At 69.1% G+C, this 26,537-nt stretch carries 31 protein-coding genes, 1 tRNA gene and 2 pseudogenes; 18 read left to right on the forward strand and 16 right to left on the reverse strand.

Annotation, left to right across the window (positions count from 1 at the left end; translation table 11 throughout):
* Positions 1-116: 116 nt before the first annotated feature.
* On the forward strand, positions 117-1,040 hold the full coding sequence (locus ACTVZO_RS20530; RefSeq protein WP_443299781.1) for a Yip1 family protein: 924 nt from the start codon (positions 117-119) through the stop codon (positions 1,038-1,040).
* Positions 1,041-1,130: 90 nt separating this feature from the next.
* Here the strand turns inward: ACTVZO_RS20530 and ACTVZO_RS20535 are convergent, their stop codons facing one another.
* The 3 genes from ACTVZO_RS20535 to ACTVZO_RS20545 form a co-directional block, all read right to left on the reverse strand.
* The gene (locus ACTVZO_RS20535; RefSeq protein WP_443299782.1) at positions 1,131-1,634 is read right to left on the reverse strand and encodes a phosphoribosyltransferase; all 504 of its coding nucleotides are present in this window, start codon (positions 1,632-1,634) and stop codon (positions 1,131-1,133) included.
* On the reverse strand, positions 1,631-2,218 hold the full coding sequence (gene dcd, locus ACTVZO_RS20540) for a dCTP deaminase (RefSeq protein WP_030755680.1): 588 nt from the start codon (positions 2,216-2,218) through the stop codon (positions 1,631-1,633). The genes ACTVZO_RS20535 and dcd overlap by 4 nt, the downstream gene beginning before the upstream one ends.
* Before the next feature lie 85 nt (positions 2,219-2,303).
* Positions 2,304-2,516 (reverse strand): hypothetical protein, encoded by a 213-nt coding sequence (locus tag ACTVZO_RS20545; RefSeq protein WP_384215272.1) that lies wholly within the window; start codon positions 2,514-2,516, stop codon positions 2,304-2,306.
* 180 nt (positions 2,517-2,696) lie between these two features.
* Here ACTVZO_RS20545 and ACTVZO_RS20550 point away from each other — a divergent pair.
* A tRNA-Gly gene (locus ACTVZO_RS20550) sits at positions 2,697-2,770 on the forward strand.
* Between the two features lie 116 nt (positions 2,771-2,886).
* Here ACTVZO_RS20550 and ACTVZO_RS20555 read toward each other — a convergent pair.
* The gene (locus ACTVZO_RS20555; RefSeq protein WP_443299783.1) at positions 2,887-3,660 is read right to left on the reverse strand and encodes a hypothetical protein; all 774 of its coding nucleotides are present in this window, start codon (positions 3,658-3,660) and stop codon (positions 2,887-2,889) included.
* Positions 3,661-3,662: 2 nt separating this feature from the next.
* Entirely contained in the window at positions 3,663-4,403 is a 741-nt protein-coding gene (locus ACTVZO_RS20560) for a helix-turn-helix domain-containing protein (protein WP_266879765.1), read from the reverse strand.
* A 1,043-nt stretch (positions 4,404-5,446) separates the two neighbouring features.
* Between ACTVZO_RS20560 and ACTVZO_RS20565 the strand changes: the two genes are divergently transcribed.
* The 5 genes from ACTVZO_RS20565 (at position 5,447) to ACTVZO_RS20585 (ending at position 9,044) form a co-directional block, all read left to right on the forward strand.
* Complete coding sequence (locus ACTVZO_RS20565; protein ID WP_443299784.1) at positions 5,447-5,710, forward strand: hypothetical protein; 264 nt, start codon at positions 5,447-5,449, stop codon at positions 5,708-5,710.
* 493 nt (positions 5,711-6,203) lie between these two features.
* Positions 6,204-6,407 carry a cold-shock protein gene (locus ACTVZO_RS20570; RefSeq protein ID WP_030647895.1) on the forward strand — a complete coding sequence of 68 codons (204 nt, stop codon included), beginning with the start codon at positions 6,204-6,206 and terminating at the stop codon, positions 6,405-6,407.
* 310 nt (positions 6,408-6,717) lie between these two features.
* Positions 6,718-8,232: a DEAD/DEAH box helicase gene (locus ACTVZO_RS20575; protein ID WP_443299785.1), complete on the forward strand. Its 1,515-nt coding sequence runs from the start codon at positions 6,718-6,720 to the stop codon at positions 8,230-8,232.
* A gap of 46 nt (positions 8,233-8,278) precedes the next feature.
* Positions 8,279-8,683 carry a CBS domain-containing protein gene (locus ACTVZO_RS20580; RefSeq protein ID WP_443299786.1) on the forward strand — a complete coding sequence of 135 codons (405 nt, stop codon included), beginning with the start codon at positions 8,279-8,281 and terminating at the stop codon, positions 8,681-8,683.
* A 49-nt stretch (positions 8,684-8,732) separates the two neighbouring features.
* Positions 8,733-9,044, forward strand: coding sequence for an SCO5918 family protein (locus ACTVZO_RS20585; RefSeq protein ID WP_443299787.1), 312 nt, complete (start codon positions 8,733-8,735; stop codon positions 9,042-9,044).
* Positions 9,045-9,147: 103 nt separating this feature from the next.
* Here ACTVZO_RS20585 and ACTVZO_RS20590 read toward each other — a convergent pair whose 3' ends face one another.
* Positions 9,148-9,507 carry a hypothetical protein gene (locus ACTVZO_RS20590; RefSeq protein WP_443299788.1) on the reverse strand — a complete coding sequence of 120 codons (360 nt, stop codon included), beginning with the start codon at positions 9,505-9,507 and terminating at the stop codon, positions 9,148-9,150.
* Positions 9,508-10,494: 987 nt separating this feature from the next.
* On the opposite strand from ACTVZO_RS20590, the gene ACTVZO_RS20595 reads away from it, so the two are divergent.
* Positions 10,495-10,833: a MerR family transcriptional regulator gene (locus ACTVZO_RS20595; protein ID WP_030726644.1), complete on the forward strand. Its 339-nt coding sequence runs from the start codon at positions 10,495-10,497 to the stop codon at positions 10,831-10,833.
* Positions 10,834-10,951: 118 nt separating this feature from the next.
* On the opposite strand, the gene ACTVZO_RS20600 is transcribed toward ACTVZO_RS20595, so the two are convergent.
* The gene (locus tag ACTVZO_RS20600) at positions 10,952-12,163 is read right to left on the reverse strand and encodes a PP2C family protein-serine/threonine phosphatase (protein WP_443299789.1); all 1,212 of its coding nucleotides are present in this window, start codon (positions 12,161-12,163) and stop codon (positions 10,952-10,954) included.
* A 555-nt stretch (positions 12,164-12,718) separates the two neighbouring features.
* Between ACTVZO_RS20600 and ACTVZO_RS20605 the strand changes: the two are divergent.
* A pseudogene (locus tag ACTVZO_RS20605) lies at positions 12,719-13,077 on the forward strand (PRC-barrel domain containing protein).
* A gap of 67 nt (positions 13,078-13,144) precedes the next feature.
* Here the strand turns inward: ACTVZO_RS20605 and trhA are convergent.
* Positions 13,145-13,975: a PAQR family membrane homeostasis protein TrhA gene (gene trhA / locus ACTVZO_RS20610; RefSeq protein ID WP_443299790.1), complete on the reverse strand. Its 831-nt coding sequence runs from the start codon at positions 13,973-13,975 to the stop codon at positions 13,145-13,147.
* Positions 13,976-14,195: 220 nt separating this feature from the next.
* On the opposite strand from trhA, the gene ACTVZO_RS20615 reads away from it, so the two are divergent.
* Positions 14,196-14,756 (forward strand): hypothetical protein, encoded by a 561-nt coding sequence (locus ACTVZO_RS20615; protein WP_266594587.1) that lies wholly within the window; start codon positions 14,196-14,198, stop codon positions 14,754-14,756.
* A 215-nt stretch (positions 14,757-14,971) separates the two neighbouring features.
* Here ACTVZO_RS20615 and ACTVZO_RS20620 read toward each other — a convergent pair whose 3' ends face one another.
* Positions 14,972-15,292 carry an isoamylase early set domain-containing protein gene (locus ACTVZO_RS20620; protein ID WP_443299791.1) on the reverse strand — a complete coding sequence of 107 codons (321 nt, stop codon included), beginning with the start codon at positions 15,290-15,292 and terminating at the stop codon, positions 14,972-14,974.
* A gap of 161 nt (positions 15,293-15,453) precedes the next feature.
* Here ACTVZO_RS20620 and ACTVZO_RS20625 point away from each other — a divergent pair, with 161 nt between their 5' ends.
* From ACTVZO_RS20625 to ACTVZO_RS20635, 3 genes are all read left to right on the forward strand, one after another.
* Complete coding sequence (locus ACTVZO_RS20625) at positions 15,454-15,654, forward strand: hypothetical protein (protein WP_443299792.1); 201 nt, start codon at positions 15,454-15,456, stop codon at positions 15,652-15,654.
* A gap of 415 nt (positions 15,655-16,069) precedes the next feature.
* Positions 16,070-16,444 carry an STAS domain-containing protein gene (locus ACTVZO_RS20630; RefSeq protein ID WP_443299793.1) on the forward strand — a complete coding sequence of 125 codons (375 nt, stop codon included), beginning with the start codon at positions 16,070-16,072 and terminating at the stop codon, positions 16,442-16,444.
* Between the two features lie 19 nt (positions 16,445-16,463).
* Positions 16,464-17,999 carry an ISL3 family transposase gene (locus ACTVZO_RS20635; RefSeq protein WP_443299794.1) on the forward strand — a complete coding sequence of 512 codons (1,536 nt, stop codon included), beginning with the start codon at positions 16,464-16,466 and terminating at the stop codon, positions 17,997-17,999.
* A gap of 40 nt (positions 18,000-18,039) precedes the next feature.
* Here ACTVZO_RS20635 and ACTVZO_RS20640 read toward each other — a convergent pair whose 3' ends face one another.
* Together ACTVZO_RS20640 and ACTVZO_RS20645 are read right to left on the reverse strand one after the other, a co-directional pair.
* The gene (locus ACTVZO_RS20640; RefSeq protein WP_443299795.1) at positions 18,040-19,275 is read right to left on the reverse strand and encodes an MFS transporter; all 1,236 of its coding nucleotides are present in this window, start codon (positions 19,273-19,275) and stop codon (positions 18,040-18,042) included.
* Positions 19,276-19,280: 5 nt separating this feature from the next.
* Positions 19,281-20,645 carry an NAD(P)-binding domain-containing protein gene (locus ACTVZO_RS20645; RefSeq protein ID WP_393784780.1) on the reverse strand — a complete coding sequence of 455 codons (1,365 nt, stop codon included), beginning with the start codon at positions 20,643-20,645 and terminating at the stop codon, positions 19,281-19,283.
* 113 nt (positions 20,646-20,758) lie between these two features.
* Here ACTVZO_RS20645 and ACTVZO_RS20650 point away from each other — a divergent pair, with 113 nt between their 5' ends.
* Positions 20,759-21,121: an ArsR/SmtB family transcription factor gene (locus ACTVZO_RS20650; RefSeq protein ID WP_393784781.1), complete on the forward strand. Its 363-nt coding sequence runs from the start codon at positions 20,759-20,761 to the stop codon at positions 21,119-21,121.
* Entirely contained in the window at positions 21,118-21,612 is a 495-nt protein-coding gene (locus ACTVZO_RS20655; protein ID WP_443299796.1) for a GNAT family N-acetyltransferase, read from the forward strand. The genes ACTVZO_RS20650 and ACTVZO_RS20655 overlap by 4 nt, the downstream gene beginning before the upstream one ends.
* A 17-nt stretch (positions 21,613-21,629) precedes the next feature.
* On the opposite strand, the gene ACTVZO_RS20660 is transcribed toward ACTVZO_RS20655, so the two are convergent.
* The 4 genes from ACTVZO_RS20660 to ACTVZO_RS20675 all read right to left on the reverse strand — a co-directional run bounded on the left by ACTVZO_RS20660 (position 21,630) and on the right by ACTVZO_RS20675 (position 24,180).
* Positions 21,630-21,908: a hypothetical protein gene (locus ACTVZO_RS20660; RefSeq protein WP_393784783.1), complete on the reverse strand. Its 279-nt coding sequence runs from the start codon at positions 21,906-21,908 to the stop codon at positions 21,630-21,632.
* Between the two features lie 73 nt (positions 21,909-21,981).
* Complete coding sequence (locus ACTVZO_RS20665; RefSeq protein WP_443299797.1) at positions 21,982-23,037, reverse strand: ArsO family NAD(P)H-dependent flavin-containing monooxygenase; 1,056 nt, start codon at positions 23,035-23,037, stop codon at positions 21,982-21,984.
* The gene (locus tag ACTVZO_RS20670) at positions 23,034-23,825 is read right to left on the reverse strand and encodes an aquaporin (protein ID WP_443299798.1); all 792 of its coding nucleotides are present in this window, start codon (positions 23,823-23,825) and stop codon (positions 23,034-23,036) included. The genes ACTVZO_RS20665 and ACTVZO_RS20670 overlap by 4 nt, the downstream gene beginning before the upstream one ends.
* A 40-nt stretch (positions 23,826-23,865) precedes the next feature.
* Positions 23,866-24,180: an ArsR/SmtB family transcription factor gene (locus tag ACTVZO_RS20675; RefSeq protein ID WP_393784786.1), complete on the reverse strand. Its 315-nt coding sequence runs from the start codon at positions 24,178-24,180 to the stop codon at positions 23,866-23,868.
* A gap of 76 nt (positions 24,181-24,256) precedes the next feature.
* On the opposite strand from ACTVZO_RS20675, the gene ACTVZO_RS20680 reads away from it, so the two are divergent.
* Genes ACTVZO_RS20680 through trxB form a run of 3 tightly spaced genes read left to right on the forward strand, consistent with a single transcriptional unit; the run spans position 24,257 to position 26,343 of the window.
* Positions 24,257-24,886: an arsenate-mycothiol transferase ArsC gene (locus tag ACTVZO_RS20680; protein ID WP_443299799.1), complete on the forward strand. Its 630-nt coding sequence runs from the start codon at positions 24,257-24,259 to the stop codon at positions 24,884-24,886.
* Positions 24,887-24,934: 48 nt separating this feature from the next.
* Positions 24,935-25,354, forward strand: coding sequence for an arsenate reductase ArsC (locus tag ACTVZO_RS20685; RefSeq protein WP_385979178.1), 420 nt, complete (start codon positions 24,935-24,937; stop codon positions 25,352-25,354).
* 5 nt (positions 25,355-25,359) lie between these two features.
* Entirely contained in the window at positions 25,360-26,343 is a 984-nt protein-coding gene (trxB, locus tag ACTVZO_RS20690) for a thioredoxin-disulfide reductase (RefSeq protein WP_443299800.1), read from the forward strand.
* A 41-nt stretch (positions 26,344-26,384) separates the two neighbouring features.
* Here the strand turns inward: trxB and ACTVZO_RS20695 are convergent.
* Positions 26,385-26,536: pseudogene (locus tag ACTVZO_RS20695) on the reverse strand (amino acid permease); the annotation flags it as partial.
* Between the last annotated feature and the right edge of the window lies 1 nt (position 26,537).

Consider the following 26,537-nt stretch of genomic DNA (forward strand, 5'->3'; position numbering starts at 1 on the left):
GCCATGTAAACCGGACACCCTGCCGCCCCCTAGGGGATGTCACAGGTCAGCCGCAAAGGCCCCTCCTTCCGGCCGCCCGTCCACGGGGCGCGGCGGGACCAGGTACTTTCGATCACGTGGCTGGATTCAGGATCGGACGCGGCCGGGACAACAACCGCACCCCGCAACAACCTCCGCGGCAGCAGCCGTACGGACAGCAGCAACCGCCTCCGTACGGCCAGCAGCCCTACCCTCCCGCAGGCCCGCCGCCGCAACAGCAGTGGCCGCAGCCGGGCGCCGGGGGACACGGCGAGCCCGAGTACTTCGACCCGTACGGCCAGCAGCAGCACCCGCAGGCCCCGTACGGCCACGGCGGCCAGGGCGGGCACGGCGGCCAGGGCGGTCACGGGGGCTACACCAACGACAACCCGGGGCACACCCAGGTCTTCGCCGTCGGCGAGGACCCGTACGGCCAGGGCGCGACGTACCAGGCGGGCGCGGCCGCGGCCGCCCCGTCCGGCCCGCGGCTGCCGTGGAAGGATCTGCTGCGCGGCATCGTGACGCGGCCGGGCCAGACCTTCCTCCAGATGCGCGACTACGCCGTCTGGGGTCCGGCGCTGACCGTGACCTTCCTCTACGGGCTCCTCGCGGTCTTCGGCCTCGACGACGCCCGGCAGGACGTGATCAACGCGACCCTCTCCAAGGCCGTGCCGATCGTCCTCTCGACGGGCGTGGCCTTCGTGATCTGCGGGCTGCTGCTCGGCGCGGTCACCCACACGCTGGCCCGCCAGCTGGGCGGCGACGGCTCCTGGCAGCCCACCGTGGGCCTGTCCATGCTGGTCATGTCGCTGACGGACGCCCCGCGCCTGCTCTTCGCCGTGTTCCTGGGCGGCGACAACGGGCTGGTCCAGGTCCTCGGCTGGGCCACCTGGCTGGCGGCGGGCGCCCTGTTCACGGCGCTGATCGGCAAGTCCCACGACCTGCCGTGGCCGAAGGCCCTGGGCGCGTCGGCGATCCAGCTGATCGCACTGCTGTCGATCATCAAACTGGGCACGATCTGACCGCCCGGTCACGTCACGCACACGAGAGAGGGCCCGCCGCGCGACAACCGCACGGCGGGCCCTCTCACGCGTGAGACGCGTCCACGTCCCCTAGGCGTCGAGAACCTGTCCCTCACGCCGCACGACGGGCGGCTCGACCGACCAGGGAAAGTTGATCCACTCGTCGGTCTTCTTCCACACGTACTCGCACTTCACGAGCGAGTGGGACTTCTCGTAGATGACGGCGGAGCGCACCTCGGCGACGTGGCCGAGGCAGAAGTCGTGGACGAGCTTCAGGGTCTTGCCGGTGTCGGCCACGTCATCGGCGATGAGGACCTTCTTGTCGGTGAAGTCGATCGCCTCGGGCACCGGCGCGAGCATGACCGGCATCTCCAGGGTGGTGCCCACGCCCGTGTAGAACTCCACGTTCACCAGGTGGATGTTCTTGCAGTCGAGCGCGTACGCCAGCCCGCCGGCGACGAACACCCCGCCGCGGGCGATGCTCAGGATGATGTCGGGCTCGTACCCGTCGTCGGCGATGGTCTGCGCGAGCTCGCGCACAGCCCGCCCGAACCCCTCGTAGTCAAGATTCTCGCGCACTGCGCCGTTGCTCATGCCTCGTGCCTCACCTGGGTGCGGTGGAAGTTCTGGAAGGAGCGCGAGGCGGTCGGCCCGCGCTGGCCCTGGTACCTGGACCCGTACCGCTCGCTGCCGTACGGGAACTCCGCGGGCGAGCTGAGCCGGAACATGCACAGCTGCCCGATCTTCATGCCCGGCCAGAGCTTGATCGGCAGCGTGGCGAGGTTCGACAGCTCCAGGGTCACGTGCCCCGAGAACCCGGGGTCGATGAACCCGGCGGTCGAATGCGTCACCAGACCGAGGCGGCCCAGGCTGGACTTCCCCTCCAGCCTGGAGGCGATGTCGTCGGGCAGCGAGATGACCTCGTAGGTCGACGCGAGCACGAACTCCCCGGGGTGCAGGATGAAGGCCTCGTCCCCCTCCGGCTCGACCATCCGGGTCAGGTCCACCTGCTCGATCGCCGGGTCGATGTGGGCGTACCGGTGATTCTCGAACACCCGGAAGAACCGGTCGAGGCGTACGTCGATGCTGGAGGGCTGCACCATCGACTCCTCGAACGGGTCGATGCGAACCCGTCCGCTGTCGATCTCGGCCCGGATGTCTTTGTCAGAGAGAAGCACGTCCCGAGGATACGCAGAGCGCGCGGGCCACCCCCAATCGAGAGCGGCACCCGCGCGCCACGCCTGCCGGAACCTGCCGTCCCCACTACCGCCTGACGGCACCACCCACGGGCACGGCCTGCCTCAGCCGCGCGCACCGCGGACACCGCAACAGCCGCCCGGGCCCGATCCGGCCGGCACCGAGGTGCTGCAGCGGGAAGGAGGCGGTACTGAAAACGTGCCCTTCGGCACAACGGACGACGGTGTGCTCCATCGAGTCCCTTTCCCCAACGAGCTGTACTGCGACGAATCGCCACATTAGGGGATGATCGGGACCCACTCCAGCCGCCGCTCCGGCACCCCCACGGTACGCCCCAACTCCCGCCCCCACACGCCTCCGTGCACACGCCACGCGCCAACGCCACCGGGGCGGATTCACCGGGGGTCGATCATGGGGTAGAGTGGACAACGCTACCGATCCAGACAACTGGACCGCTGCGCGGATGTAGTTTAATGGTAGAACATGAGCTTCCCAAGCTTATAGCGCGGGTTCGATTCCCGTCATCCGCTCCACGACAAAGCCCCAGGTCAACGACCTGGGGCTTTTGTGTTGCCTAGACCTATTCAGGAGTCCCGCACCACTTGTGCACCACCTTGACGGCGACGAGGTCGCGGGCCTTCGGCTGTTCTCACGTCGTCGCAGGCGGAGACAAGAACGCGTACATGGCCTGGCCGTCCGCCCGGGCGCCCTCGTCGGCCAGTTGACGCCAAGCTGCGTGCTGCGGCTCGCTCAAGGCCTTCGCGAACGCGAGCTTCTTACGGTCGCCCTTGTCGAGTTGATCTCTGAGTTGCAGTGGATTGGCGGGCAACGAGAGCAAGAACGCCAGATCGCGGTAGTGCCGCTCCGGTGAAGCGGTCTTGATGCTCACCGCTGCAGCCTTCGCCACGATCGCCCCCAACAGGCTGGGGCGACGGATCCGGCCGGTCCGCGGCCCCAGTCGCACACTCACAGCCTCGGTTCTCCGCGCAGCCTGACGGCCCCCTGGCACCTCCAGCGTGCGACCGGGCGGCGTCGTTGTGAGGTCTGCACGGGGGCCGAGGTTGTCAGGCGCCAGCAGATCCACCACCAACCGCTGTGGCTCCACACCGCGCTGATAGCGGTGCAACAGATTGCCCTGCGGCGACATGCCGGCGGGGGAGAATCCGAGCCGTTCCAGCGCCGCAACCAAACGGCGCAAGCTCTGCTGGTCCGACTGCACGTCAGCCAGGACATCCAGGTCGGCGCTCGCCGCCGGTGGGGTCCGACCGTGCTCCAGGCCGTGCAGGAGCACCATCTGCCCGCCGATCAGCGACCAGGCGTCCGGCACCTGCTCCGCAAGGTCGAACAGCACGCCCCACAACTCCACCAGCGGGCTGGTGAACAGGTCCGACTCCAGTCGTACGTCGGGCAGATCAGCCGCCATGATCACACCTTCCGAGGCTGCGCGTAGCGAGCCAGCAGAGACTCAAGCAACCCGGCTGCGGCAGCGTCGGCTCGGCCCTCATGGCGGTCCAGCAAGTCGGCCGCCACCACTGAGGCGGGGACGTCACGGCCCTGCCCGGGCGTTTCAGACCTTGAGGTCAGGAACGGCCACATCTCCGCCGGGGGGATTCGGACCGAGACATTGCCCCGCCCTTCGTCACGGACCATGCCGAACTCGGCTTCCAGCTTGTCAAGCCTGTCGGGATGTACGTAGATCTCCGCACGCCCGAGAGCGACGTAGTCCGCCCCCGCCTGCGCCGCGGCGCTCGCTCCCCCCCTCACCACATCCTGAGCGGCGAGCAGAACCGGCAGTACGCCTGAATGAACGCGGTACGAGCGAACCTCGGCGCGGGCAGCAAGAAGCTCCTGGAGCAGGTCCGGCGCCAGTTGCCCGTGGGCAAGGAGATTCCGCAACCGCATCCGCACCCGGGACTTCTCGGCATCGGACAGACCCACCGGCTGATGGCCGTCCAGCACCGCCAGAACGCCCCAGGCATTGCGGGCCGACAGCGGTCTCCGCGAACGAGGGCCACGGTCCTTGCGATCCCGGACGCTGTCCCCTGCGACCAGCCAACGACCTCCGACTCGTTGCCCTTGGAGCTTTCCGTCATGCAGCAACTGACGAACACGGGAGTCGTCCACCCCGAGCAGGGCCGCAGCCTGTTTCACCGACAGAAATTCCATGCCCGCCTCCTTGCGCCTCCTCTCACGGACCAAGGAGAGAACACGCAACCAGTCTCTCGCCCCGGTCCCCTTGCGTCAACTCTCACGTTTTCGGGAGGCAAGGCGCAATCACCGACGCGGCGACGCACGATCTACCTCTGTGGCACGTGGCCCTCAGCAGCAACCCTTGGCGATTCGCCTACCGAGTGGGGGAAATGCCCCATCCCGCCAATCCGGCAGACACGTGCCCCATCCGTGCCCTGCGGAGCGGTGAACAGCGGTCCATACGGGCACGCGCAGACCCTCGCGGCAGCTCCCTCAGCGGGCTGTTTTCGCAGGTCAGGCGCATTACAGATACCCCGCCCGCCATAGATTCCCAAGCTTATAGCGCGGGTTCGATTCCCGTCATCCGCTCTTACAAGAAGGCCCAGGTCAGCGACCTGGGCCTTCTTCATTGTCTAGACCTCTCAGCCCCTGCCGTGCCCTCTGCGTGCCCCAACTGGCGGGAATGCCCTGCTCGAAGGGCCCTTCACGCACCACTTGCACCACACGGGCCCCGCCGATCTCGGACCCGCGAGACGCATTCTTGATGACCTGCGTCACACGACTGCCCCCGCCGCGTGAATTCGCCTTCCCAAAGAGGCGGTTGACCGGAAGGGGCGGCGCAGACCCGAGGCGGGACTACCTAGTCCTCTTTCCCGGCCAACACACAATCGGCGGCGTAGTGCGGGCAGGAAGGGAGATGCCACGTCACCGTCACCCGGCGCCGGTCGACGGCGATGGTACGGGCCTGCCCAGTGGCTGGGCAGGCCGAACAGTGCGGGCACACGACGGTTTCGAACTTCAACTCAGCCATCCCCTGCGCCACCCTTCCCCGCCAACGGTGCTCGCGACGAGAGTGCCACGCCTCTCAGCGGGACAGGCTTCACACACCGGTCTCCACTGATGCGAGTCTCGGAGAAAGCTGCGCACCGGGACTCGGGGGGCTTATGGTCCAGCCGCGTCGGCGAGATGGTCCTGGAGATCACCATTCAGCCGATCATCTCGTCAGGAGGTTCCCGCGGGTGCCGATGGATGAAGGCAGTGACCCTGAGCAGGAGACTCCGGCGGAGCGGCCGGGCAGGGATGGTCCTGCCGTTCACGTGTGGGCCACGGCCGGCCCGCTATGCCTTCCCGCCGAGGCGGCCGCCACCGCCGAGGCCATCGTGCAGGCTGTGCGCCACGGCGATGAGGTACGTATCCGGATCCTGTTGGCAGCCCTGGTCGACATCGCCGACACCGAGGTTCTCCTCCACCTTCGAGAGCGGCTGCGCGAACGACCGCAGTGATGGTCAGGCGCTGTGGACCAGACGTGTAGCGAGTGTGGGGGCTGGTCACGCCGCCTCGCCGTGAGCGCCCCCGAGACCGCCATGGAGCACCTGCGAGCTGCTGATCCCATCGGGAGGGCGCTGCGGACCCACCCCGCAGGCTCACGTTCCGATGGACCGCACGTCGCAGCTGGCGGACACCCTTGCTCCCGAAACGCTGCACTCGGGGGGAATCAATATCTATCCCCGCGGTCAGAGAGTTTAATGGACCCCGCAGGGAGAGTTTTTCCGCGCCGCACACGATGGAGATATTTCACGCACACCAACCGCTGCGGCATGCTACTGTCGATCTCGGTTGCAGTTTTGGTACCCAAAAACTTCAAGTGCTCCAGTCGGCCTTCGCGCCACTTTCGAGCACTTCATATTTCCGGTAGATATCCGGCGGGGCATCATCGCGGCGACACGGTGTCCGTACAGTGCGGACGCTGGTGTACTGCCCCAAAGGAGATATGACATGGCATCTGGCACCGTGAAGTGGTTCAACGCGGCAAAGGGCTTCGGCTTCATCGAGCAGGACGGTGGCGGCGACGACGTCTTCGCCCACTTCTCGAACATCGCAGCCCAGGGCTTCCGCGAGCTGCTGGAAGGCCAGAAGGTCACCTTCGACATCGCACAGGGCCAGAAGGGCCCGACGGCCGAGAACATCGTTCCCGCCTGACGCTGACGCGCATTTCGTAGCTGGGGCCCGCATCCCTCGGGGTGCGGGCCCCAGCTGCGCCCATTCCCCGTAGTGGTGTCACCTGCGGGATGAAGCATTCAGGGTTACAGCCTCCTCGGAGCTTCACCCACTCGATTTTTCTGGATTTCGCGTCCACATGACGCCACCCCATCCCAGTGCCTGCGACCGTACAGAATCTCTGTAGTCCAGAGTCGCTTTCGCATTCCATTCGGCCCGTTCTTGTGATTCCCTGCGCTGCGTTTCCGCTGCGGGAATTCCTTGATACGTGCCGTATCAAGGAAGGTTCTGAATGAACCGCACACGTACGAACGACCGTTCCTCCCGCACCCGCACGCGCACCGGCGGCCCCACTTTCGGCGCTGCCGCCGGTTCGGAACGGGGCAACCGGTTCGGATCGTCAACCCCGAGCCGTTCCGGACGTTCGAGCCGCTCGGGCGGCTACGGCCGCCGGCCCGCCGCGGTCCAAGGCGAGTTCGCCCTGCCGAAGACCATCACTCCCGCGCTGCCCGCCGTCGAGGCCTTCGCCGACCTCGCCATGCCGGCCGAGCTGTTGGCCGCTCTCGGCGCGCAGGGTGTGACCGTGCCCTTCCCGATCCAGGGCGCCACCCTGCCCAACACCCTTGCGGGCCGTGACGTGCTCGGCCGCGGGCGCACCGGCTCCGGCAAGACCCTCGCGTTCGGTCTCGCCCTGCTGGCCCGCACCGCCGGACAGCGCGCCGAGCCCCGCCAGCCGCTCGCCCTGGTCCTCGTCCCCACCCGCGAGCTGGCCCAGCAGGTGACCGACGCCCTCACGCCGTACGCCCGCGCCGTGAAACTGCGCCTGACCACGGTCGTCGGCGGCATGTCGATCGGCAAGCAGGCCGGAGCGCTGCGCGGAGGCACGGAGGTCGTCGTAGCCACGCCCGGCCGGTTGAAGGACCTCATCGACCGCGGCGACTGCCGGCTGAATCCGGTCGCGATCACCGTCCTGGACGAAGCCGACCAGATGGCCGACATGGGCTTCATGCCGCAGGTCACCGCTCTCCTGGACCAGGTGCGCCCCGAGGGGCAGCGGATGCTGTTCTCCGCGACCCTGGACCGCAATGTCGACCTGCTGGTCCGTCGCTACCTGACCGACCCGGTCGTGCACTCGGTGGATCCCTCGGCCGGTGCGGTGACCACGATGGAGCACCACGTGCTGCACGTCCACGGCGCCGACAAGCACCGGACAACCACGGAGATCGCGGCGCGCGAGGGCCGGGTGATGATGTTCCTCGACACCAAGCACGCCGTCGACCGGCTGACCCAGGACCTGCTGAACAGTGGTGTCCGGGCCGCCGCCCTGCACGGCGGGAAGTCGCAGCCGCAGCGCACCCGCACCCTCGCCCAGTTCAAGACCGGCCACGTGACCGTGCTGGTCGCGACGAACGTGGCGGCGCGCGGCATCCACGTCGACAACCTCGACCTCGTCGTGAACGTCGACCCGCCCACCGACCCCAAGGACTACCTCCACCGGGGTGGCCGCACCGCCCGCGCCGGCGAGTCCGGCAGCGTCGTCACCCTGGTCACCCCCAACCAGCGCCGCGACATGACCCGCCTCATGCAGGCTGCGGGCATCACCCCGCAGACCACCCAGGTCCGCTCGGGCGAAGAGGCCCTGAACCGGATCACCGGTGCCCAGGCACCCTCCGGCGTCCCCGTCATCATTGCCGCACCGGTCGTCGAACGTGCCAAGCGCAGCACGGCCTCCCGTGGCAGGCGACGGCCCGCGTCGACGGTCCGGCGTGTGAGCGTGCGGCAGTCCGCCTTCGATGCGGCGGCCTGAGAACCACGTGATCAGGAAACTGACCCATCTCTGCAGGAGGCACGTTGTGACGCTGGTCCAGATGCAGCCCCGCTCGGCAAACGCCAACCCTGTGCACCGGACGGTGGGCGACGCGATGGAGGCGGCCGGTCCACAGGTCTGTGACGACATGACGGTCGAGGTGGTCCTGGCTGTCATGGCCAGTGCCCGCGCGGGTCATCTGCTCGTCTGCGACGAGGACGGCCTGTGCACCGGGCTGGTCACCCAGGCCAGGCTCGCCACCGTCCGCGACAGCGCGGCGTACACGGACCAGGTCCGTCTGCGCGATGTTCTCGGCGGCCGCGGGCCGGTCACCTCGCCCGTGACCACGATGGCCGAAGCCGAGCACGCGATGCGCTACCGCAGGCTCGATGCCCTGCCGGTCGTCGACGAGCAGGGCAGTGCTCTGGGCGTTCTCGCCCTTGCCCGCTGAACCGCCTCACCGCGGAACGACCGTCCCCTTCTACTTCCTGTGAGGCAACATGCGCTGTGTCATCGCCCGTTTCCCGTTCGACCTGACCAAGAGCGGTGTCCTGGAGTCGATGAAGGGCGTCAAGCCCGAGCAGGTCGTCGGCGAGTCCGTGGTCATCGGGCGCCGTACCTACCCCGTCAAGCAGGTCGGTCAGGTCATCACCCGCCAGGACCGCCGTGACTTCAGCGCCGGTGAAGTCCTCCGGGCCATGACCCAGCTCGGGTTCACCTGCCGCGGCCTCCCCCGGGCTGCCGTGCCCACGCGTGTCCTCAGCCCGCTCCAGCAGGCTTCCGCGTTGCTCGGCATCCCGGTGACCGTCTGACGGACAGGGCCGGCGCGAGCCGACATCCCCAACAGCGAGGAGGGCCCGACCGGCACGCGCCGGTCGGGCCCTCCCGCATACCGGGAGTTACGCGAATGTCGGGTCAGTGGTCGGAGTAGCTGAAGTCGCCCATGGTCCAGGCGCTGACATCCGCGATCGAGACGCGATACATCCCACCCGTCTCCGGGATCCCCACCGTGCCCTGAAGGATGCGGGCCACATGGAAGTGCAGATGGGTGGGCAGCCCCTCTTGGGGTGTCGTTGCGGTGAAGATGGCGGCGAACTCACCCAGGCGGGCCGAGTCCGTCAGGACCTCCGACACCCGCTGCCTCCACACGGCTTCGGGAGCCAGCCGACCGGTGATGACAGCACCACCGGTGACCACGGTCAGAGACATCTGATTGCTCTGCCCGGACTCCACCAAGGTGGCAACGTCAACGAGCAGCTCGTCAGGCTTCGACATGAGAGCCGATTTTATGCACCGGTCGTCCCGTCCTCTCGACCGGTAGCACTACCGGTCGAGAAGAGCACTGACCGTCTTCCCACCGGAGGCCCGACGGGTGACACCGGTTGCTCGGGCGATGCGGTGACCATGGGACAGCCGAATCCACCGGTACGGCCGTACAGGACAGGGCGTCCGAGCCCCTGACCTGCTGTGCAGGCTGCTCTCTGCACATCTGGTCCGACCGCGAAGGTCTAGCTCTCCTCGGCGAAAATCTGTGACGGCCGGAGTAGACATTGGCCTGTGGCGTGGTTATGGTTTCTCTCGTAGCCCAGAGAGACAGCAGGGCCTGGCAGAGACGAACTGCCGGGCAGCAGTACCCGCAGTTGCAGTTCGCATGACGGTGCGGTGGTGGAGTTCCGAAGCCAGGGTTGTTGCAGGACGGCGACGGGACTGACGACCGGACCGGGCGGCCCGCAGTGATCAGGGGCCGCCGTGAGCAGTACGCAGTTAACGCAGTAGCAGTACCCGAAGTGAGTGCAGTTCGCAGTACCCAGCAGTGAAGTGAGTGAGCAGCACCTCGGTGAAGGCGTCGGCTGCGGGCGCGCGCACCGGGAAGTTCGGCAGTGGGGTTCCAAGCCAGAGCAGACGCAGGACGGGCAACGGGGCTGGCTGCCGAAGAGTGGCGCTGGGTCAGGCCACCAGCAGTACGCAGTATGAGCAGTGCAAGCAGTAAACAGTTGATCACCGAGGGAAGAACGGAGGAGCCGAGCACCATCAGGATCGCCCGGGCGGAAGCCTTGAGCCCGGGTACCGCAGGACATCGATAGTGAGGTGGTCTCCGGTCAAGCAACCGCGATCCCCGCACAGCCTGTCCCCGTTCGGACGGGTCGGCGGAAACACAGGGTCGGCGCAGTATCAGGGCCGACAGATGGTGTAGTAGTTCCTTCGGGGCCCTGGTGCCGTACGGCACCAGGGCCCTTCCACGCGTTCCATGAGAGAGGTTCAATGACAGCAGACGACTCGTTCGGCCGTCTCGACGACGACGATTACCCCGCCTACACCATGGGCCGGGCGGCAGACATGCTCGGCACCACCCAGGGCTTCCTCCGCGCCCTCGGAGAGGCCCGCCTGATCACACCGCTCCGCTCCGAGGGCGGCCACCGCCGCTATTCCCGCTACCAGCTGCGTATCGCCGCCCGCGCCCGGGAGCTCGTCGACCAGGGCACCCCCATCGAGGCCGCCTGCCGCATCATCATCCTCGAGGACCAGCTCGAAGAAGCCCAGCGCATCAACGCCGAATACCGCCGCGCCGCCGAATCATCCGCGCCGCCGTCCTCGGCCTGAGGTGAGGGTGCCCGTCAGCATCGGCGTGCTGCGCGCCCAGGGGGCGGCGTTCGCTCAACCGCCCCGCTTCGGTCGTGATCGTCGGGTCGCGGCTGCAAGGTGGGTTGTGGGCGGAGTGCTATTCAGGCGCTGATGCTTCCGTGAGGTCCGCCCCGGCGTTAGCGCTGCGCGTGGCCTGGTGGGTGCCGTGCCAGTCCAGGCACATCACCGTCGCGTCGTCCTGAAGGTGCCCGCCGTGGGCGTGCAGAATCGCAGCGACCAGAGCGCGGGAGGCCTCGCGGGGGTGGAGATCGGCTGTGCGCACGATCAGGGAGGGAAGGTCGACATCCACGGCGCGGCGCTCGAGCATGCCGTCGGTGAGCATCACGAGCCGGTCCCCCGGTTGCAGGTCCAGCCGCTGCACACGGTAGGCGGTACGGGGCTGGACACCGAAGGGTAGGTCCACCTTGGGAACCATCTCGTCAACCGTTCCGTGTCGCAGGCGCAGCGGCCAGGGGTGCCCCGCGTTGACAAACTGGGTGGTCCCGTCGAGCAGGCTGACGCGGAGCAGCTGCCCGGTGACGAAGCCCTGCCTGCCGTTGTCGACGACTGCCTGGTTGGCCTCGTGAGCCTGCTCCTCGAGCTCGGCGCCGGCCCGTCTGGCCCTGCGGAGGGCGCCCACGGCCAGGGTGGCGAGGAGGGCGGCTTCCACGTCGTGGCCCATGGCGTCGGTGACGGAGAGCTGCATGGTGTCGCGGTCGACGACGTAGTCGAAGGTGTCACCGCCGACATACGTCGCCGGTTCCAGTGCTCCGGCGACCGTGAACTGGGCCGCCTCACATGCCAGTGAGGCGGGGAGGAGCCGGTGCTGAATTTCTGCGGCCAGGTTCAGGGGCCGAGTACGGCGGCCCCATTGGTAGACGTCGGTGAAGGACCGGTTGGCGATGACGATGTAGGCCAGGGCGTGCGCGGTCGCGCCAATCTGCCGCATCGCGTCCTCGTCGGGATGATCCGGCAGGAAAAGCTCGAGCATGCCGATGGCGTCGCCGCGGTTGGTGACCGGCGCCACGACCCTGACGGGGCCGCCGCCGCTCTGTCGCTGCAGGGCAGGCCGTTGTGTGCGTAGCACGTCCCCGTAGAGGGTGCCGGGCAGAGCGATGCGCTCAGGGGGCTCGTCGGACTCGACGCTGTCAGACGCGCCGAGCCGCACCACCGACGACCCGGTGAAGTCGACGATGAGGAACGAGACCGCTGCAGCGTTCAGACGGTCCCTGAGCATCCGCGCCACAACGTCCAGTGATTCGACCGGGGAGGCGGCTTCCGCCGCCGCGAGCGCGCCGGCCAGGTCCATCTCCGTCTGCCGCTCACAGCCGGCGCGCCCCCGACGGGCATCTGTGTCCCGCTCCTCAGTTGGTGGCATGGCCGCTCCTCTCCTCCTCCGACATCGTGGAATCCGGCCTCGCCGCGAGAACTGCTCCCTGGCGCTGTTCCCGGAGCGCCCGAGGCCTTGCGGTCGTCCACTACTGCCTCGCCGAAGGCTGCTCCGTGCATCCGAGGGCCCCTCTGGGCCGACCGGTTCTCAACCCTGCCCGAGCACCCGCACGCCGGGGGTCCGCTGCTGCGCGTGCAAGCCGTACTGCCTGACTGGTTCACCCGAACAGCGCACCGGCCCCCATACGGGGGGCGTTGCCGGAATCGGTGTGTATGCGCTGGTGAGAGGCAACCGGGCAGGGTGCCTCACCTCTCGACTTCGCAATCCGCCGCACGGCTGCCGGCGTCGTGCGCACGTCCGCAACCCTCTGAGGACTCGGTTGCGTGGTCAACACCGGGGCATGGGGATGGACGAGTCAAGCCGGCGGTGTGGCTGTGGCCGCCGCCTTCGAGCCGAGAGTGAGGAGACGGGGTTGTGAGCGGTGTGCGGATGTACGCGCAGGACAGCGGCTACACGTCCCGGCAGTCACTGGTGGGGTTCACGGTTAGGCGGCTGACGGAACCATCGGGCACGTGGACCGCCAGCAGGACCAGCCCGGCATGCAACACCTGTTCGTCGACACCGGCGTGTGGGTGTTCGGCAAGAGCATTCTGATCCCGGTCGGCGCCGTCGCCGGCATCGACACCGAAACACGGACGGTAAAGGTGTCAGGGACCCGGGAAGAGATCAAAGCCGCTCCCCAGTTCACCACCGACAGCGAAACGGCTGACCACCGCTACCTGTCCGCCGTCGGCAACTACTACCTCTCCCTCCGCCGCCCCCTCGCACCCTGACCCGAAGCCAGTCGGCAACTCGCCCGCCCCAGGGCGACAGCAGCCCCCGGGCAGAACATTGCCGTGCTCAGTAGACGGTGAAGGAGATGGCGATGTAGTGCGCGGTGAAGGCTGCCACGGTCAGGGCGTGGAAGACCTCGTGGAAGCCGAACCAGCGGGGCGAGGGGTCGGGGCGCTGAAGGGCGTACACAACCGCGCCCGCACTGTAGAGAAGCCCGCCGGTCACGATCAAGGCGAGTACGGGCGCCCCACCACTGTCCAGGAAGTCGGGCAGGTAACGCACCGGTGCCCAGCCCAGGGCCAGGTAGCAGGGGGTGTACAGCCAGCGGGGAGCTCCGACCCACAGGACACGGAAGGCGATGCCGGCCAGAGCGCCCGTCCACACGATCCACAGCAGGACGGACCGCTGGTCAGGGGGGAGGAGGAGCACGGCAAGCGGGGTACAGGTGCCGGCGATGATCAGGAAGATGTTGGCGTGGTCGAGGCGACGCAGAACGGCCTCACCGAGTGGTCCCCACGTGCCGAGGTGGTAGACGGCGCTCGTCCCGAACAGCATCCAGGCGGTGACGGAGTACACGGTGCAGGCCAGGGTGGCGTGCGGTGTCCCCGCCAGGCAGATGAGGACGATGCCCGCGGCCAGCGATGCGGGGACCATTCCGGCGTGAAGCCAGCCTCGTAGCTTCGGCTTGATCGGCTCCACCAGATCGGCCGCTCGCTCGACCAGGTCGGCAACCGGGTGGGAGTCCTCGGCGGCCTTGTCACGGTGCGATCCGGTGGGAGGACCACTTGCCTCGCATCCTCCGACCGTCGGTGCGGAAGACACACCGCCGGTTTCGACATCGTCGCGGGACACGGCTTCCCTTCCTGCCTCGGACTGCTGGGCGTCACTGGCAACCACGTGCTCATGTTAGGAGCCTGCCCGCAGGAGCATTGCCCGAGGCCTGCCTCGGGCCACCGGGCCGGCACCGCCGGACTCGGTCTGTTCAGCCGCCCCATGGTTCCGGTCCTGGAGGCCTGCCCCCAACTGGGGCCGTGGAAGTCGTGTAAGTCGGCGTGCCATGGGAACGATCAGGGCTTCCGAACGGGCCTCTCCGCTCTCCTACGTTCAAGGACCGCCGATGCTTCCCGAGTTCCGCTCCCACGCATCCGCCCCCCTTTCCCACCAGCTGGAACAGCGACTGGGACTGGACCCACGCCTCGAAGCGGGCCGAATCGACGTCGAGCGCGTCGCCGACATCGCCGTCGTAGCATCCGCCCACTCCGATGGGTACGCGGCCACCGCGCACCTCCTCGGACTGCTGGCCGCGCTCCCCGCTCCCACCGAGGCCGGAGAACGCTTCTGGTCGGACCTGTGGAGGACCTCAGGCTCCCTCTACCTGCTGCCCGCCAACATCAAGACGTTCGTGCTGAGTTCGCTGGCCGGAGAAGGCACCGGTCTGGCCGGTCAGATCCTCTCGGCTGTCGACGAGATGACCCCGCCCCAGCGCGTCGCAGCCGGAGAGGTAATCGGCCAGGCGCTCGCCGAATCCGACCACCTCCCCGACCTCAAGACGCAGGTCATCGGCGAGCTGTGGCTCCGGGATCTCGAACTCACCGCCTGGCGGGTCCTGCACGCGGACCACAAATCAGCTGATCCGGCTGAGCGGAAAGCCTTCCTCGACGCATGGAGGTGTGTCTGAGCGCCAGGTTTCCTCTCGACACAGGACGGCCGTAGACGGGCCATCGACGAGCGCCGCCGCTGCTCGGCAGCCTCTGGCCTGCGCGGACGACGACGGCCCCTGAGCGGGCACGGAATCAGAGGCCGTCGCACGCCTCCCGGCCTCGGGGGTGTGGGGCCGGGGCACGTGTCGGCGGTCAACGGCACAGGGCTTGCCAGCTCACGCCGCTGGGTCCATCAGGTGTGCAGACGGCTGTTGGGGCCGTCCTGATCGCCGGCGCTCTCGTCGTTGAACCAGTGATCGCCGGCGGCCAGATACCGGAAGGAATGCGTACTCTCGCTCGGCAGTTCGACAGTGACGGCCCGTTTCCCGTCTTTAGGCGGCCGCAGGGTGTGGACACCGGGCTGCCAGTCCTTGAAGTCGCCCACCACGCTGACCGGGCCGGGTGGGGTGTCGGCGGGCAGGATGAAGGTGACCTCTGTGCGGTCCTTGCGCAGCGTGGGCTCCAGCATGAGACGGGGCTCCTGCCAGCAGGGGCGGGTGCGGATTGCGTCCATCCTCGGTACCGAAGGGATGGCGCGCCTTCCGACGCCGCCACACCGGGGACAGGCGTCACCCGTGTGCCTCGCCTCGCAGTCGACGTGATGCAGACCGCTACTGCGGGTGTCAGCGTGATCCGAGAGGAATCCGTACCCCCGCATCAAGAGGAGTCGCCGTCATGGACGGTAGGCAGGACATGCGCCAGGAGCCGGGCGAGGGCCGCGCGGCGCAGGAGCACCAGCGCCCCAGAGACCCTGCACGGCCCCAGCCGGGCAAATCGTCCCGCGAGCAGGGGCAGAGGCAGGTCCAGAAGGAGACCTCGCGCCGCCGCAAGGACGACCTTCTGCGCGAAGAGGACCTGCACGACGAGAACCTCTGAGCAGAGCACCACTCGCCCACACACCCAGAGCCCGGCCGGACCGCAGTCCCCCGGCCGGGCTGTGTCACGTCGCTGCAAGCTCAGTAACAGGGCCGGCGCTCCGCGAACTGTGCAGGCTGCTTCGCTCCGGCAGGTACAGCGGCTGATCTTCTCTTACCTCAGCGGCGGACAGCACGGTATACCCAGAGCGGCCGGGCGCCGTCTGTACTGCGGCCACGACTTCTGGGACCGTAAGGGGGACAACCAGCCTGGTCTGGTGGGAGACCCCGCGCCGCCCCTACGGCCATGCAATGGCCAAGGTTTGGTACGGGTGGTCTCGCTCGGCTGTGCGCGGCCCTACGCCGCGCGCTCAGCGGCCTTCTTTCCCGCATCGGCGGGCAACCGTGATGGGCTCGACCCCTGAACGGGGCGAACCATGAACGACGGCATCCGCGTCACCATGAGCCACGATCTAGAAGGCACGGTCATCAAGGTGGCCGGCGAACTGGACATGGACACCTGCCCGGCCCTGCACGAGGCCACCGCCGCCGCGGCAGCCGACGGCGCCCCCTTACGACTGGACCTCGTCGGCGTGCCCTTCATGGACGTCATTGCACTGCACCTGCTGCTCGACCTCGACCGCGACTTCCAGCAGCGGCAGGCATCGTTGACCATCAGTGGATTCCAGCGGCAGCCCACTCGGCTCCTCACCCTCACCTCCAGCAACCACCTGCTCCGCCGCACCCCGCCACACGACGTGGGCCTGTACAAGGAACGGCTCTGTCCCGTAATCGGTGGTAACCAAGGGTGACGGTCGTCGTTGATGCTGCATGGAAGATGTCAACGACCTTGTGAGCGTGGTGTTTTCGGGACTTGCATCGCTGGTCGTCGAGGATGTGGCGGACGAGGGCGAGTACATCCGGGTGCGGGCCCGGACGCGGGACGAGCCAGTGCAGTGCCCGGTGTGCGGGCAGCCTACTGGGCAGGTGCACGGCATCCACCGTCGTACGATCGCGGACGTGCCGGCGGATGGCAGGCGGGTCGTGGTGTCGGTACAGGTCCGGCGCCTGGTCTGTCCGGTGTCGGGCTGCCCCCGGCAGACGTTCCGGGAACAGGTCCCGGGCCTGATCGAACGCTATCAGCGGCGCACATGCCGGCTCGCCGACCAGCTCGGCTCGGTGGTGAAGGAGTTAGCGGGCCGGGCAGGCGCCCGCCTCTCCCGTGTCCTGGCTGCGGCGATATCCCGCTCAACCGCCTTCAGGCTTCTCGCCCACCTGCCCTTGCCCGTGGTGCGGGTGCCGCGCGTCCTCGGCGTCGACGACTTCGCGCTCAAGCGTCGCCACCGCTACGCGACTGTCCTGATCGACGCTGAAACCGGCGCACGCATCGACGTACTCCCGGGCCGCGGCGCCGACGCCCTGGAGAGATGGCTGCGCAAGCACCCCGGCGTCGAGATCGTCTGCCGCGACGGCTCCGGCGCCTACGGCGAGGCCGTCCGCCGGGCCCTCCCCGAAGCGGTGCAGGTCAGCGGCCGCTGGCACCCGTGGAAGAACCTGTGTGAGAAGACCCTGGCCGAGGTCCGCTCCCACAGCGCCTGCTGGGCCACCGCGAACACACCCCGCCCGGCCGGCGTCCACGAGCAGACCACCCGGGAACGCTGGCACCAGATCCACGACCTTCTCGGCAAGGGCGTCGGCCTCCTCGAATGCGCCCGCCGCATGAACCTGTCACTCAACACCGTCAAGCGCTACGCACGCACCCGTGAACCCGAGGCCCTGCGCCGGGCGCCGCGTTACCGTCCCACCCTGGTCGACCCCTACCGCGACCACCTGCGCGAACGCCGTGCGGCCGACCCCGCCGTCCCCGTGAAACAGCTGTTCCGCGAGGTACAGGAGCAGGGCTACACCGGCAGCTTCAACCTCCTCTACCGCTACATCACCCAGGGCCGGGCCGAAGGCGACCGGCCCGTCACCACCCCGCGATGGCTGGCCCGCCTCCTGCTCACCCATCCCGACCACCTCCGGGACAAGGACACAAGCCTCCTCGCCGAGCTCACCGCAGCCTGCCCCGAGATGGCCCAACTAGCCTCATTTATCCGTGAGTTCGCACAGCTCCTCACTCCGGCCGCAGGCAACGACAAGAAGCTGACCGCGTGGATCACCGGCGTCCGCACGGCCCAGCTGCCCTACCTCCATGCCTTTGCAAACGGTCTCGAGCTCGACCGCGCGACCGTCAACGCGGGCATCACCCTCCCGCACCACAACGGCCGGACCGAAGGCGTCAATACCCGCACCAAACGGATCATGAGGCAGATGCACTGCCGCGCAGGCTTCGACCTCCTTCGGCACCGCATCCTCCTGCACTGACCGTGACCCTTCGTTACCACCGATTACGGGACAGAGCCGATTACGGGACAGAGCCGTCTACTGGACAGACCCTCTGCGATCGGACGGTTCCGAGCGAGAGGATCGTGGCTACGAGGGACAGGGCTGCGAGGAGCAGGAATAGGTTTTGGTGTCCGCCGAGTGGACCTGCGAGGACGGCGCCCGCCCACGGTGCGAGCGCTGCGGCGATGTGGGCCGGCGCGCCGAGGAGCCCGGAGAGACGGCCGTACTGCGCGGTGCCCCAGCGATCGGTGACCGCGGTGGCCTGGAGGAGGGTGAGGTTGCCTCGGACGACTCCCGCCAGGACAGCGAGGATCACCAGGAGGGGGACGGGGCCGGGAATGAGGGCGAGGGCTGCCGTGGTCGCGCCGCCGAGGGCGATGAGGGTGGCCGTGCGGGTGGTGACGGATGTGCGGGCGGACAGGCTCGCGTAGAGGGTGCGGCCGAGGGTCTGGCCTGCTCCGCCGAGCCCCAGGGCCCAGGCAGCCTGGATGGGTGTTGCTCCGCGTTCGGTGAGGAGTGGGATGAGGCCCATGACGGCGGCGTACATGGCGAAGCTGGAGAGGGTGAAGGCTGCGGCCAGGAGGAGGAAGGGGCGGCTGCGGGGGACGGGCGTGCGACTGATGGCGGGTGGCGGCGGTGGGGCGGCCGGCCACGGGGCACGAAGCGCCAGGGCATGCGCGGGGATGGTGACTGCGGCCAGGATCGCCGCGAGGACCGCGTACGTGGCCCGCCAGCTCAGGTGCTCGGCGAGGGATGCGGTCAGCGGTGCGAAGACGGTGGAGGCAAGTCCGCCGGCGAGGGTGACGATCGTCAGGGCGCGGACGCGGTGGGGACCCCACCAGCGGGTGAGGGCGGCGAAGGCGGGCGGATAGAAGGTGGCGGCCATGGCCACGCCCGCGAGCAGCCAACCCGCGCTGAATGCAGTGAGATTGGGTGCGGCTGCGATCACCAGGAGGGCGAGCGTACCGAGCGCGGAGCCGGCGGTCATCACGGCTCGCGGTCCTCGGCGGTCGAGGATCCGGCCGATGGGGATGCCCGCCACGGCGGAGACGAGCAGGGCTCCGGAGAAGGCCGCGGTGGTGGCGGCCGGGGACCAGCCGGTGTCAGCAGTGATCCGGGAGCCCAGAACGGGGAAGGCGTAGTAGAGGATTCCCCAGCTGGTGACCTGGGTGGCGCACAGGGCGGGCAGGGCGGCGCGTGGCCGCGACCGGACCCCCGTTCCGGTCGCGGCCACGCCGGCCTGGGTGTTGGGCACGGTGGTCAGCAGCCGCCGGAGACGGTGGCGGGGGCTCCGATGGTGAGGGTGGCCGGGGCGGCGCAGCAGCCGCCTCCGGTCTCTTCCGCGGCCTCGGGCTGGTCGAAGAGGCCCGCGCCGCCGCACACTCCGGTCTCGGGAAGGGTCAGCTCCACGCGCTCGGCGGCCTCGAGGTCACCGGCGAGGGCGGCGGCGATGGAGCGGACCTGCTCGTAGCCGGTCATGGCGAGGAAGGTCGGGGCGCGGCCGTAGGACTTCATGCCGGCGAGGTAGACGTCCTTCTCCGGGTGGGAGAGCTCGTTCGCGCCGTGCGGGTAGACCGTTCCGCAGGAGTGCTGATTGGGGTCGATCAGCGGCGCGAGCTCGACCGGCGCCTGGAGGCGCTCGTCGAGGCCGAGGCGCAGCTCGTCCAGGAAGGTGAGGTCGGGGCGGAAGCCGGTGAGGACGATGACCTCGTCGACCGGATCCAGGCGGCGGCCGTCCTCGCCCACCAGGACCAGGCGGCCGTCTTCGGTCTTCTCGATGGCGTCGGTGCGGAAGCCGGTGACCGCGTCGGCATAGCCGCCGTCGACAGCAGCCTTGGCGGCGAGGCCGAGGGCGCCACGGGCGGGCAGCTGGTCGGCGGTACCGCCACCGAAGGTGGATCCGCTGATCCCGCGCCGGAGGATCCAGGTCGCGTGCGTCCCGGCGCCGTCCTCCGCCTTGGCAAGATCGGCGAGGTAGGCCAGAGCGGTGAAGGCGGAGGCGCCGGAGCCGATGACGGCGGTGCGCTTGCCGGCATAGCGGGTGCGGACGACGGCGTCCTTGAGGTCGGGGACGCGGTAGGTGATGTGGTCGACCGCGCTCTTCTCCCCGAGGGCGTGCAGGCCACTGCCGCCGGCAGGGCTCGGGGTGGACCAGGTTCCGGAGGCGTCGATGACGGCGCGGGCGAAGATCCGCTCTTCGCGGCCGTCGGGGCTGGTGAGGTGAACGACGAAGGGCTGGGTCTCGCGGTCGGCGTCCACGATGCGGTCGCGGCCGGTGCGCGAGACACCGGTGACGGTCGCGTCGTAGCGGACCTTGTCGCCGAGGGTGTCGGCCAGGGGCTGGAGGTAGAGATCGGCCCAGTCTCCGCCGGACGGGTAGGTGGCACCGTCCGGCTTCACCCAGCCGGTCGGCGCGAGGAGCTTCTCGGCTGCCGGGTCGACGACCTCGGACCAGGTGGAGAAGAGGCGTACGTGCGACCAGTCGCGCACGGCGGACGCGGCGGCCGGTCCGGCCTCCAGGACCAGGGGCTCGATGTCCCGCTCGATGAGTCGGGCAGCCGCGGCGAGTCCGATCGGGCCGGCGCCGATCACGACGACGGGCAGGGCTTCGGTGGATGCGTTCACGGCGGGCTCCCAGTTGATTCGACGTCTGTCGATGTCCTGACATCCTCAGATTGGCAGCTGGATCGATGTTCGTCAACATAGACATCCGTCGAAGTTTCTCGGATGATGGGGGCATGACTACGAAGGTGTTGCCGTTGCTGGAACCGGAGGCCGTGGCGGCGTGCTGCCCGCCCCTGACGGAGCGCCCGCTGACTGCCGAGGAGGCCGAGCGGACGGCCGTCATGTTCAAGGCCCTGGGCGACCCGGTACGCCTGCGGCTGTTCTCCGCCGTCGCCTCCCACGAGGGCGGCGAGGCCTGCGTGTGCGACATCTCGGATGTCGGCGTCTCCCAGCCGACGGTCTCCCATCACCTGAAGAAGCTCAAGGACGCGGGCCTGCTCTCCTCCGAGCGGCGCGGCACCTGGGTGTACTACCGGGTGGAGCCCGCGGTGCTCGCCGCCATGGGGCAGCTCCTGACCCGCGCGGCCTCCGCATGAGCATCACCATCGCGCCACTGGACGCAGCGCACGCGGATGAGGTCCTGGCGATCTACCGGGCAGGGATCGACGAGGGCAACGCCACCTTCGAGACCACCGCCCCCACCTGGCGGGTGTTCGAGGCGGGCAAGCTGCCGGAGCACCGCTTCGTCGCCATCGCCGCCGACGGCAAGGTCCTGGGCTGGGTCGCGGCGAGCGCGGTCTCGGACCGGTGCGCGTACGCGGGCGTGGTCGAGCACTCCGTCTACGTCCACCCTGCCGCCCGTGGCCAGGGTGTCGCCTCCGCCCTGCTGACGGCCCTCATCGGCTCGACGGAGGCCGCGGGGATCTGGACGATCCAGTCCGGCATCTTCCCCGAAAACCACGCCAGCCTCGCCCTCCACCAGCGGGCCGGCTTCCGGATCATCGGCACCCGCGAACGCATCGGCCGCCACCACGGCGTCTGGCGCGACGTGGTGCTGCTGGAGCGCCGCAGCCCCGCCGTCACCTGACGCTTCCCGACTGCCGGTCAGTAAGAACGCGGGGACATGACGTGCTGCTCGCCGTCGGGCAGGTGCAGGATGCAGCGTGGCACGCCGGGCCCCGATGCCGTCCTGACCTCGGCCGGAGTCGGCGGGTCGGTGGGCAGCTCAATGGGGAGGACCATGGGCCGGTCGTGGTCAGCCGTCTCGTGGACGACCTCCTTGCCGTCCACGAGGACCCCCACAACGGGGTTGCGGCCGGTCTCGACAGTGACGCTCACCGAGTGCCCCGCGTGGTCGATGTGGAAGTGGTGGCGCATGTGCATCGGACGGCCTTTCGGCAGGCCCCCGGACAGGCTTGCCTTTCCAGCGTAGGCGCGTCAGGGGTCACACTGGGCGTCAGGACAGCAGGGATGCGATCTCGCGGGCGGCGTCGCGCGCGGGACGGCCGACGCCGATGAGGGTGGCCGAGGCGGGGCCCGTCCAGTCGCCGTAGCCGAGCAGGTGCAGCCGCGGGTCGTCGACGGCCCGGGTGCCGACGGTCGCGATGTGGCCGCGGGTGCCGCGCAGGCGCAGTGAGGCGAAGTGAGCGAGGGCGGGGCGGAAGCCGGTGCACCAGATGACCGCATCCGCTTCCGCGAGGGTGCCGTCGGCCCACTCGGCACCCGTGCGGGTGAGCCGGGTGAACATCGGCTTCGCGTGCAAGAGTCCGGCGTCGCGGGCGGCACGTACGGGCGGCACGGCCACGATGTCGCCGAGGGAGGCGACGCCGCCGGTGTCGGTGCTTCCAGCGTCCAGCGCTTGGCGGCGGGCGGTGGCCGCGTCGAAGAGGGCGCGGCCGTCGATGTCGTCGGCCAGGTAGCGGGGCGGACGCTGGGTGGCCCACGTCACTTCGGCCACGGAGGCGAGGTCGGCGGCGACCTGGGCGCCGGAGTTGCCGCCGCCGACCACGATCACCCGCCGGCCGGCGAACTCGACCGGGCTCTTGTACTGCACCGTGTGGAGCTGGCGTCCGGAGAACTCACGACGACCGGGGACGGCGGGAATGAACGGGCGGGTCCAGGTGCCTGTCGCGCTGATGACCGTGCGGGCCCGCCAGTCGCCCGCTTCACTCTCCACCCGCAGATGAGTGCCGTCGCGGTGCACGGCGTCGACCCACACCCCGCGCTCGACCGGCAGCTCGTACCGCTTCTCGTAGTCGGCGAGGTACTCCACGACATGCCGCGCGTCCGGGTACGTTTCGCCGGGCTGGGCGGGCATCAGCCGCCCGGGCAGCGAGGAGTACTGCGGCGGGGAGAACAGACGGAGGGAGTCCCAGGTGTGCTGCCAGGCCCCGCCGGGTGCCGCCTGCGCGTCGAGGATGACGTGCTCGACGCCCAGACGGCGCAGGTGGTACCCGGCGGCGAGCCCTGCTTGGCCGCCGCCGATCACCACCACATCCGCACTGCGCGTCATGCCGCGGGCCGCTCCGTGTCGCTCTTGCCGCGCATGAAGATGACCGCCACGAGCGCCAGGCCCACGATCGCGCCGACCAGCTGCATGCCGATGAACCCGGCCACGGAGGCCGGGGCGATGCCCGCGAAGGTGTCGGTGAAGGCGCGACCGACGGTGACGGCCGGGTTGGCGAAGGACGTGGACGAGGTGAACCAGTACGCCGCGCCGATGTACGACGCGACCGCGACGGGGGCGAAGCGCAGGCGGTCGGTGCGGGCCAGTCCGAAGATCAGCAGGATCAGGCCGGCGGTCGCCACGACCTCGCCGAGCAGGAGGTTGCCGGCCGAGCGGTCGTGCTGCGACCACTTCACCAGCGGCTCGCCGAACATCGCGTCCGCCAGGATCGCGCCCCCGATGGCGCCGACGATCTGGGAGGGGACGTAGACGGCGAGCTCGCGGGCTGTGACTCCGGCGCCGCCGCGGCGGGCGGTCCACCACTCGGCCAGGGTGACGGCCGGGTTGAAGTGCGCGCCGGAGACCGGCCCGAGGAGGGCGATCAGCACGCCGAGGCCGAAGACCGTGGCAGTGGAGTTGGCCAGCAGCTGCAGGGCCACGTCCTGAGTGAGGTCGGTGGCCTGGATGCCGGAGCCGACGACGATCGCGACCAGGGCCGCGGTGCCGACCAGCTCGGCGGCGGCGCGGGCGATCAGCGGGGTGCGGGGCGGGGTCGCGCCGGGTGCGGGCTGGGGCGCGTCGGCGGCTATGTCGCTCTCCGCTGCGGGGGCGGCGACGGGCTCGGTGGCGGTCAAGGCAGGGTCTCCTCGGGCAGGTGAGGCAAAGCGCGAAAAGCTACGGGCAGGACCGCTTGAGGTTCGCTTCGGCGGTGGCACGCGCGGTCTGGGCGAGGTCGGCGAACTGACCGGCGAGGGCTTCGATGACATCCGGGCGCAGGCGGTAGTAGATGTACCTCCCGCATGGCTCCGTCTCCACGACCCCCGCCTCCCGGAGCACCTTCAGGTGGTTGGAGAGGTTCGTCTGCTTGGCACCCGTCTCCTCCACGAGGTGGGTGGTGCACAGCGTCTCGCGCGCGAGCAGGGTCACGATCTGGAGCCTGAGCGGGTCGGCCAGAACCCGGATCAGATCAGTGTCGACTGACGTCATCATGGGCTGATACTGTCACATCAGCTGGGGCTGACACCAGCCCGAGCTGACCTTATTGGCTCCTTTGAACGGGATCGCCATGCCCACGCCCTCCTCACCCCTCCTGCCGGACGAACGCCTGGCCGCAGGGGCTGCCCGTCTCGCCTCCCGCTACGCCGGCCACTTCGCGCCGGAAACCGTGCTGGGCCTGCTCGCCGACTCCTACACCCGGCTCGCCGAGCAGGCACGGATCCGTACGCACCTCGTCGTGCTGGCGGAACGGCTGACCGCCGACCGCCTGGGCGCCCTCGCCCACGCACAAGGGCTGACGAGCGGCCCGACGCGGGTGCTGTTCGTGTGCAGCCAGAACGCTGGCCGCTCCCAGATGGCAGCAGCTCTCCTCGCACACCGGGCGGGCGAGCGCGTCACCGTCTCCTCCGCGGGTACCCACCCCGCCGACGAGGTCGAGCCGCACATCGCACAGGCCCTCACCGAGGCGGGCGCGGACCTCACGGACGCCTACCCCAAGCCTTTGACCTCGGAAGTCGTCGAGGCCGCCGACATCGTGATCACGATGGAGTGCGGCGACACCTGCCCTGTCATGCCCGGCCGCCGCTACCTCGACTGGCCCGGGGCCGACCCCGACGGAGCGCCGATCGCCGTCGTACGCGACATCCGCGACGCCATCGACGCACACATCACCGAGCTCCTCACCCAGCTCGCTCCCTGAAGCCCCCGCAGATCCCCACCGCAGTCGACTCACTCCAAGGAAGAACAGATGTCCTCCGCTCCTGCCGCCTCCGTCCTGTTCGTCTGCATCCACAACGCGGGCCGCTCCCAGATGGCGGCCGGGTTCCTGCGCCACCTCGCGGGCGACCGCGTCGAGGTCCGCTCCGCCGGCTCCGTGCCCGGCGAGCGGATCAACCCCTCCGCCGTCGCCGCCATGGCCGAGCTGGGCATCGACATCTCCGACCAGAAGCCGAAGGTCCTCACCCCGGAAGCCGCCCAGGCCTCCGACTACATCATCACCATGGGCTGCGGCGACGCCTGCCCGTACTTCCCCGGCAAGACCTACCTCGACTGGCAGCTCGAGGACCCGGCCGGCCAGGGTGTCGAGGCCGTCCGCCCCATCCGCGACGAGATCAAGGGCCTCATCGAGGGCCTCATCGCCGAGATCGACGCCAAGAAGCAGGGCTGACACCGATGCCGCAGACCACCGCTGGTGACGGCATACGCGACGTCATCATCATCGGCTCCGGCCCCGCCGGGTACACCGCCGCCCTCTACACCGCCCGCGCCCAGCTGAAGCCGCTGCTGTTCGGCAGCTCCATCTTCGTCGGCGGGTCGCTGACCACTACGACCGAGGTCGAGAACTTCCCCGGCTTCCCCGACGGGGTCGACGGCCCGGACCTCATGACCAACATGCGGGCCCAGGCCGAGAAGTTCGGCGCCGAGATGATCGACGATGACATCGTCTCCGTCGACCTCACGGGCACCATCAAGGAAGTCACCGACTCCGAAGGCACCGTCCACCGCGCCAAGACGGTGATCATCGCCACCGGTTCCGGCTATCGCAAGCTCGGCCTGCCCAATGAGGACGAACTCTCCGGTCGCGGGGTGTCCTGGTGCGCGACCTGCGACGGGTTCTTCTTCCGCGACCGTGACATCGTCGTGGTCGGAGGAGGCGACACCGCCATGGAGGAAGCCACCTTCCTCACCCGCTTCGCCAAGTCCGTCACCGTCGTCCACCGCCGTTCCACACTGCGCGCATCCAAGGTCATGCAGAACCGGGCCTTCACCGACGACAAGATCTCCTTCGCCTTCGACAGCGAAATCGCCGAGATCAAGGAGACGAACGGCATGCTCTCCGGTGTCGTCCTACGCGACACCTTCACCGGCAAGACCCGCGACCTCGACGTGACCGGACTGTTCATCGCGATCGGGCACGACCCTCGCACCGAGCTGTTCACCGGCCAGCTCGACCTCGACGACGAGGGCTACATCGACGTCGAGGCTCCGTCCACACGGACGAACATCCCCGGCGTCTTCGCCGCCGGCGACGTCGTCGACCACGCCTACCGCCAGGCGATCACCGCAGCCGGCACCGGCTGTGCGGCAGCGCTGGACGCCGAGCGGTACCTTGCCGCCCTGCGCACACAGAACGAGCCGATAGCCTCAGCCGTCTGACCTGAGCAGACTGGTGGGGCCCACTCCGGCGAGTGGGCCCCGACCGGCATGATCCGCTCCGGCCGACTCTCGGCCGGAGTCAACGTCCAAGCGGAGGCGTTGGCGATGGTGCAGTAGGCGAGCGCCCCGAAGGAGGAAGGCCGATCGTCCCGCGCACGTCGGCACTCGCGCCAAGTACGGCCACGACGGTGCCC

Source organism: Streptomyces sp. IBSNAI002 (assembly GCF_052244475.1).
GTDB lineage: Bacteria > Actinomycetota > Actinomycetes > Streptomycetales > Streptomycetaceae > Streptomyces.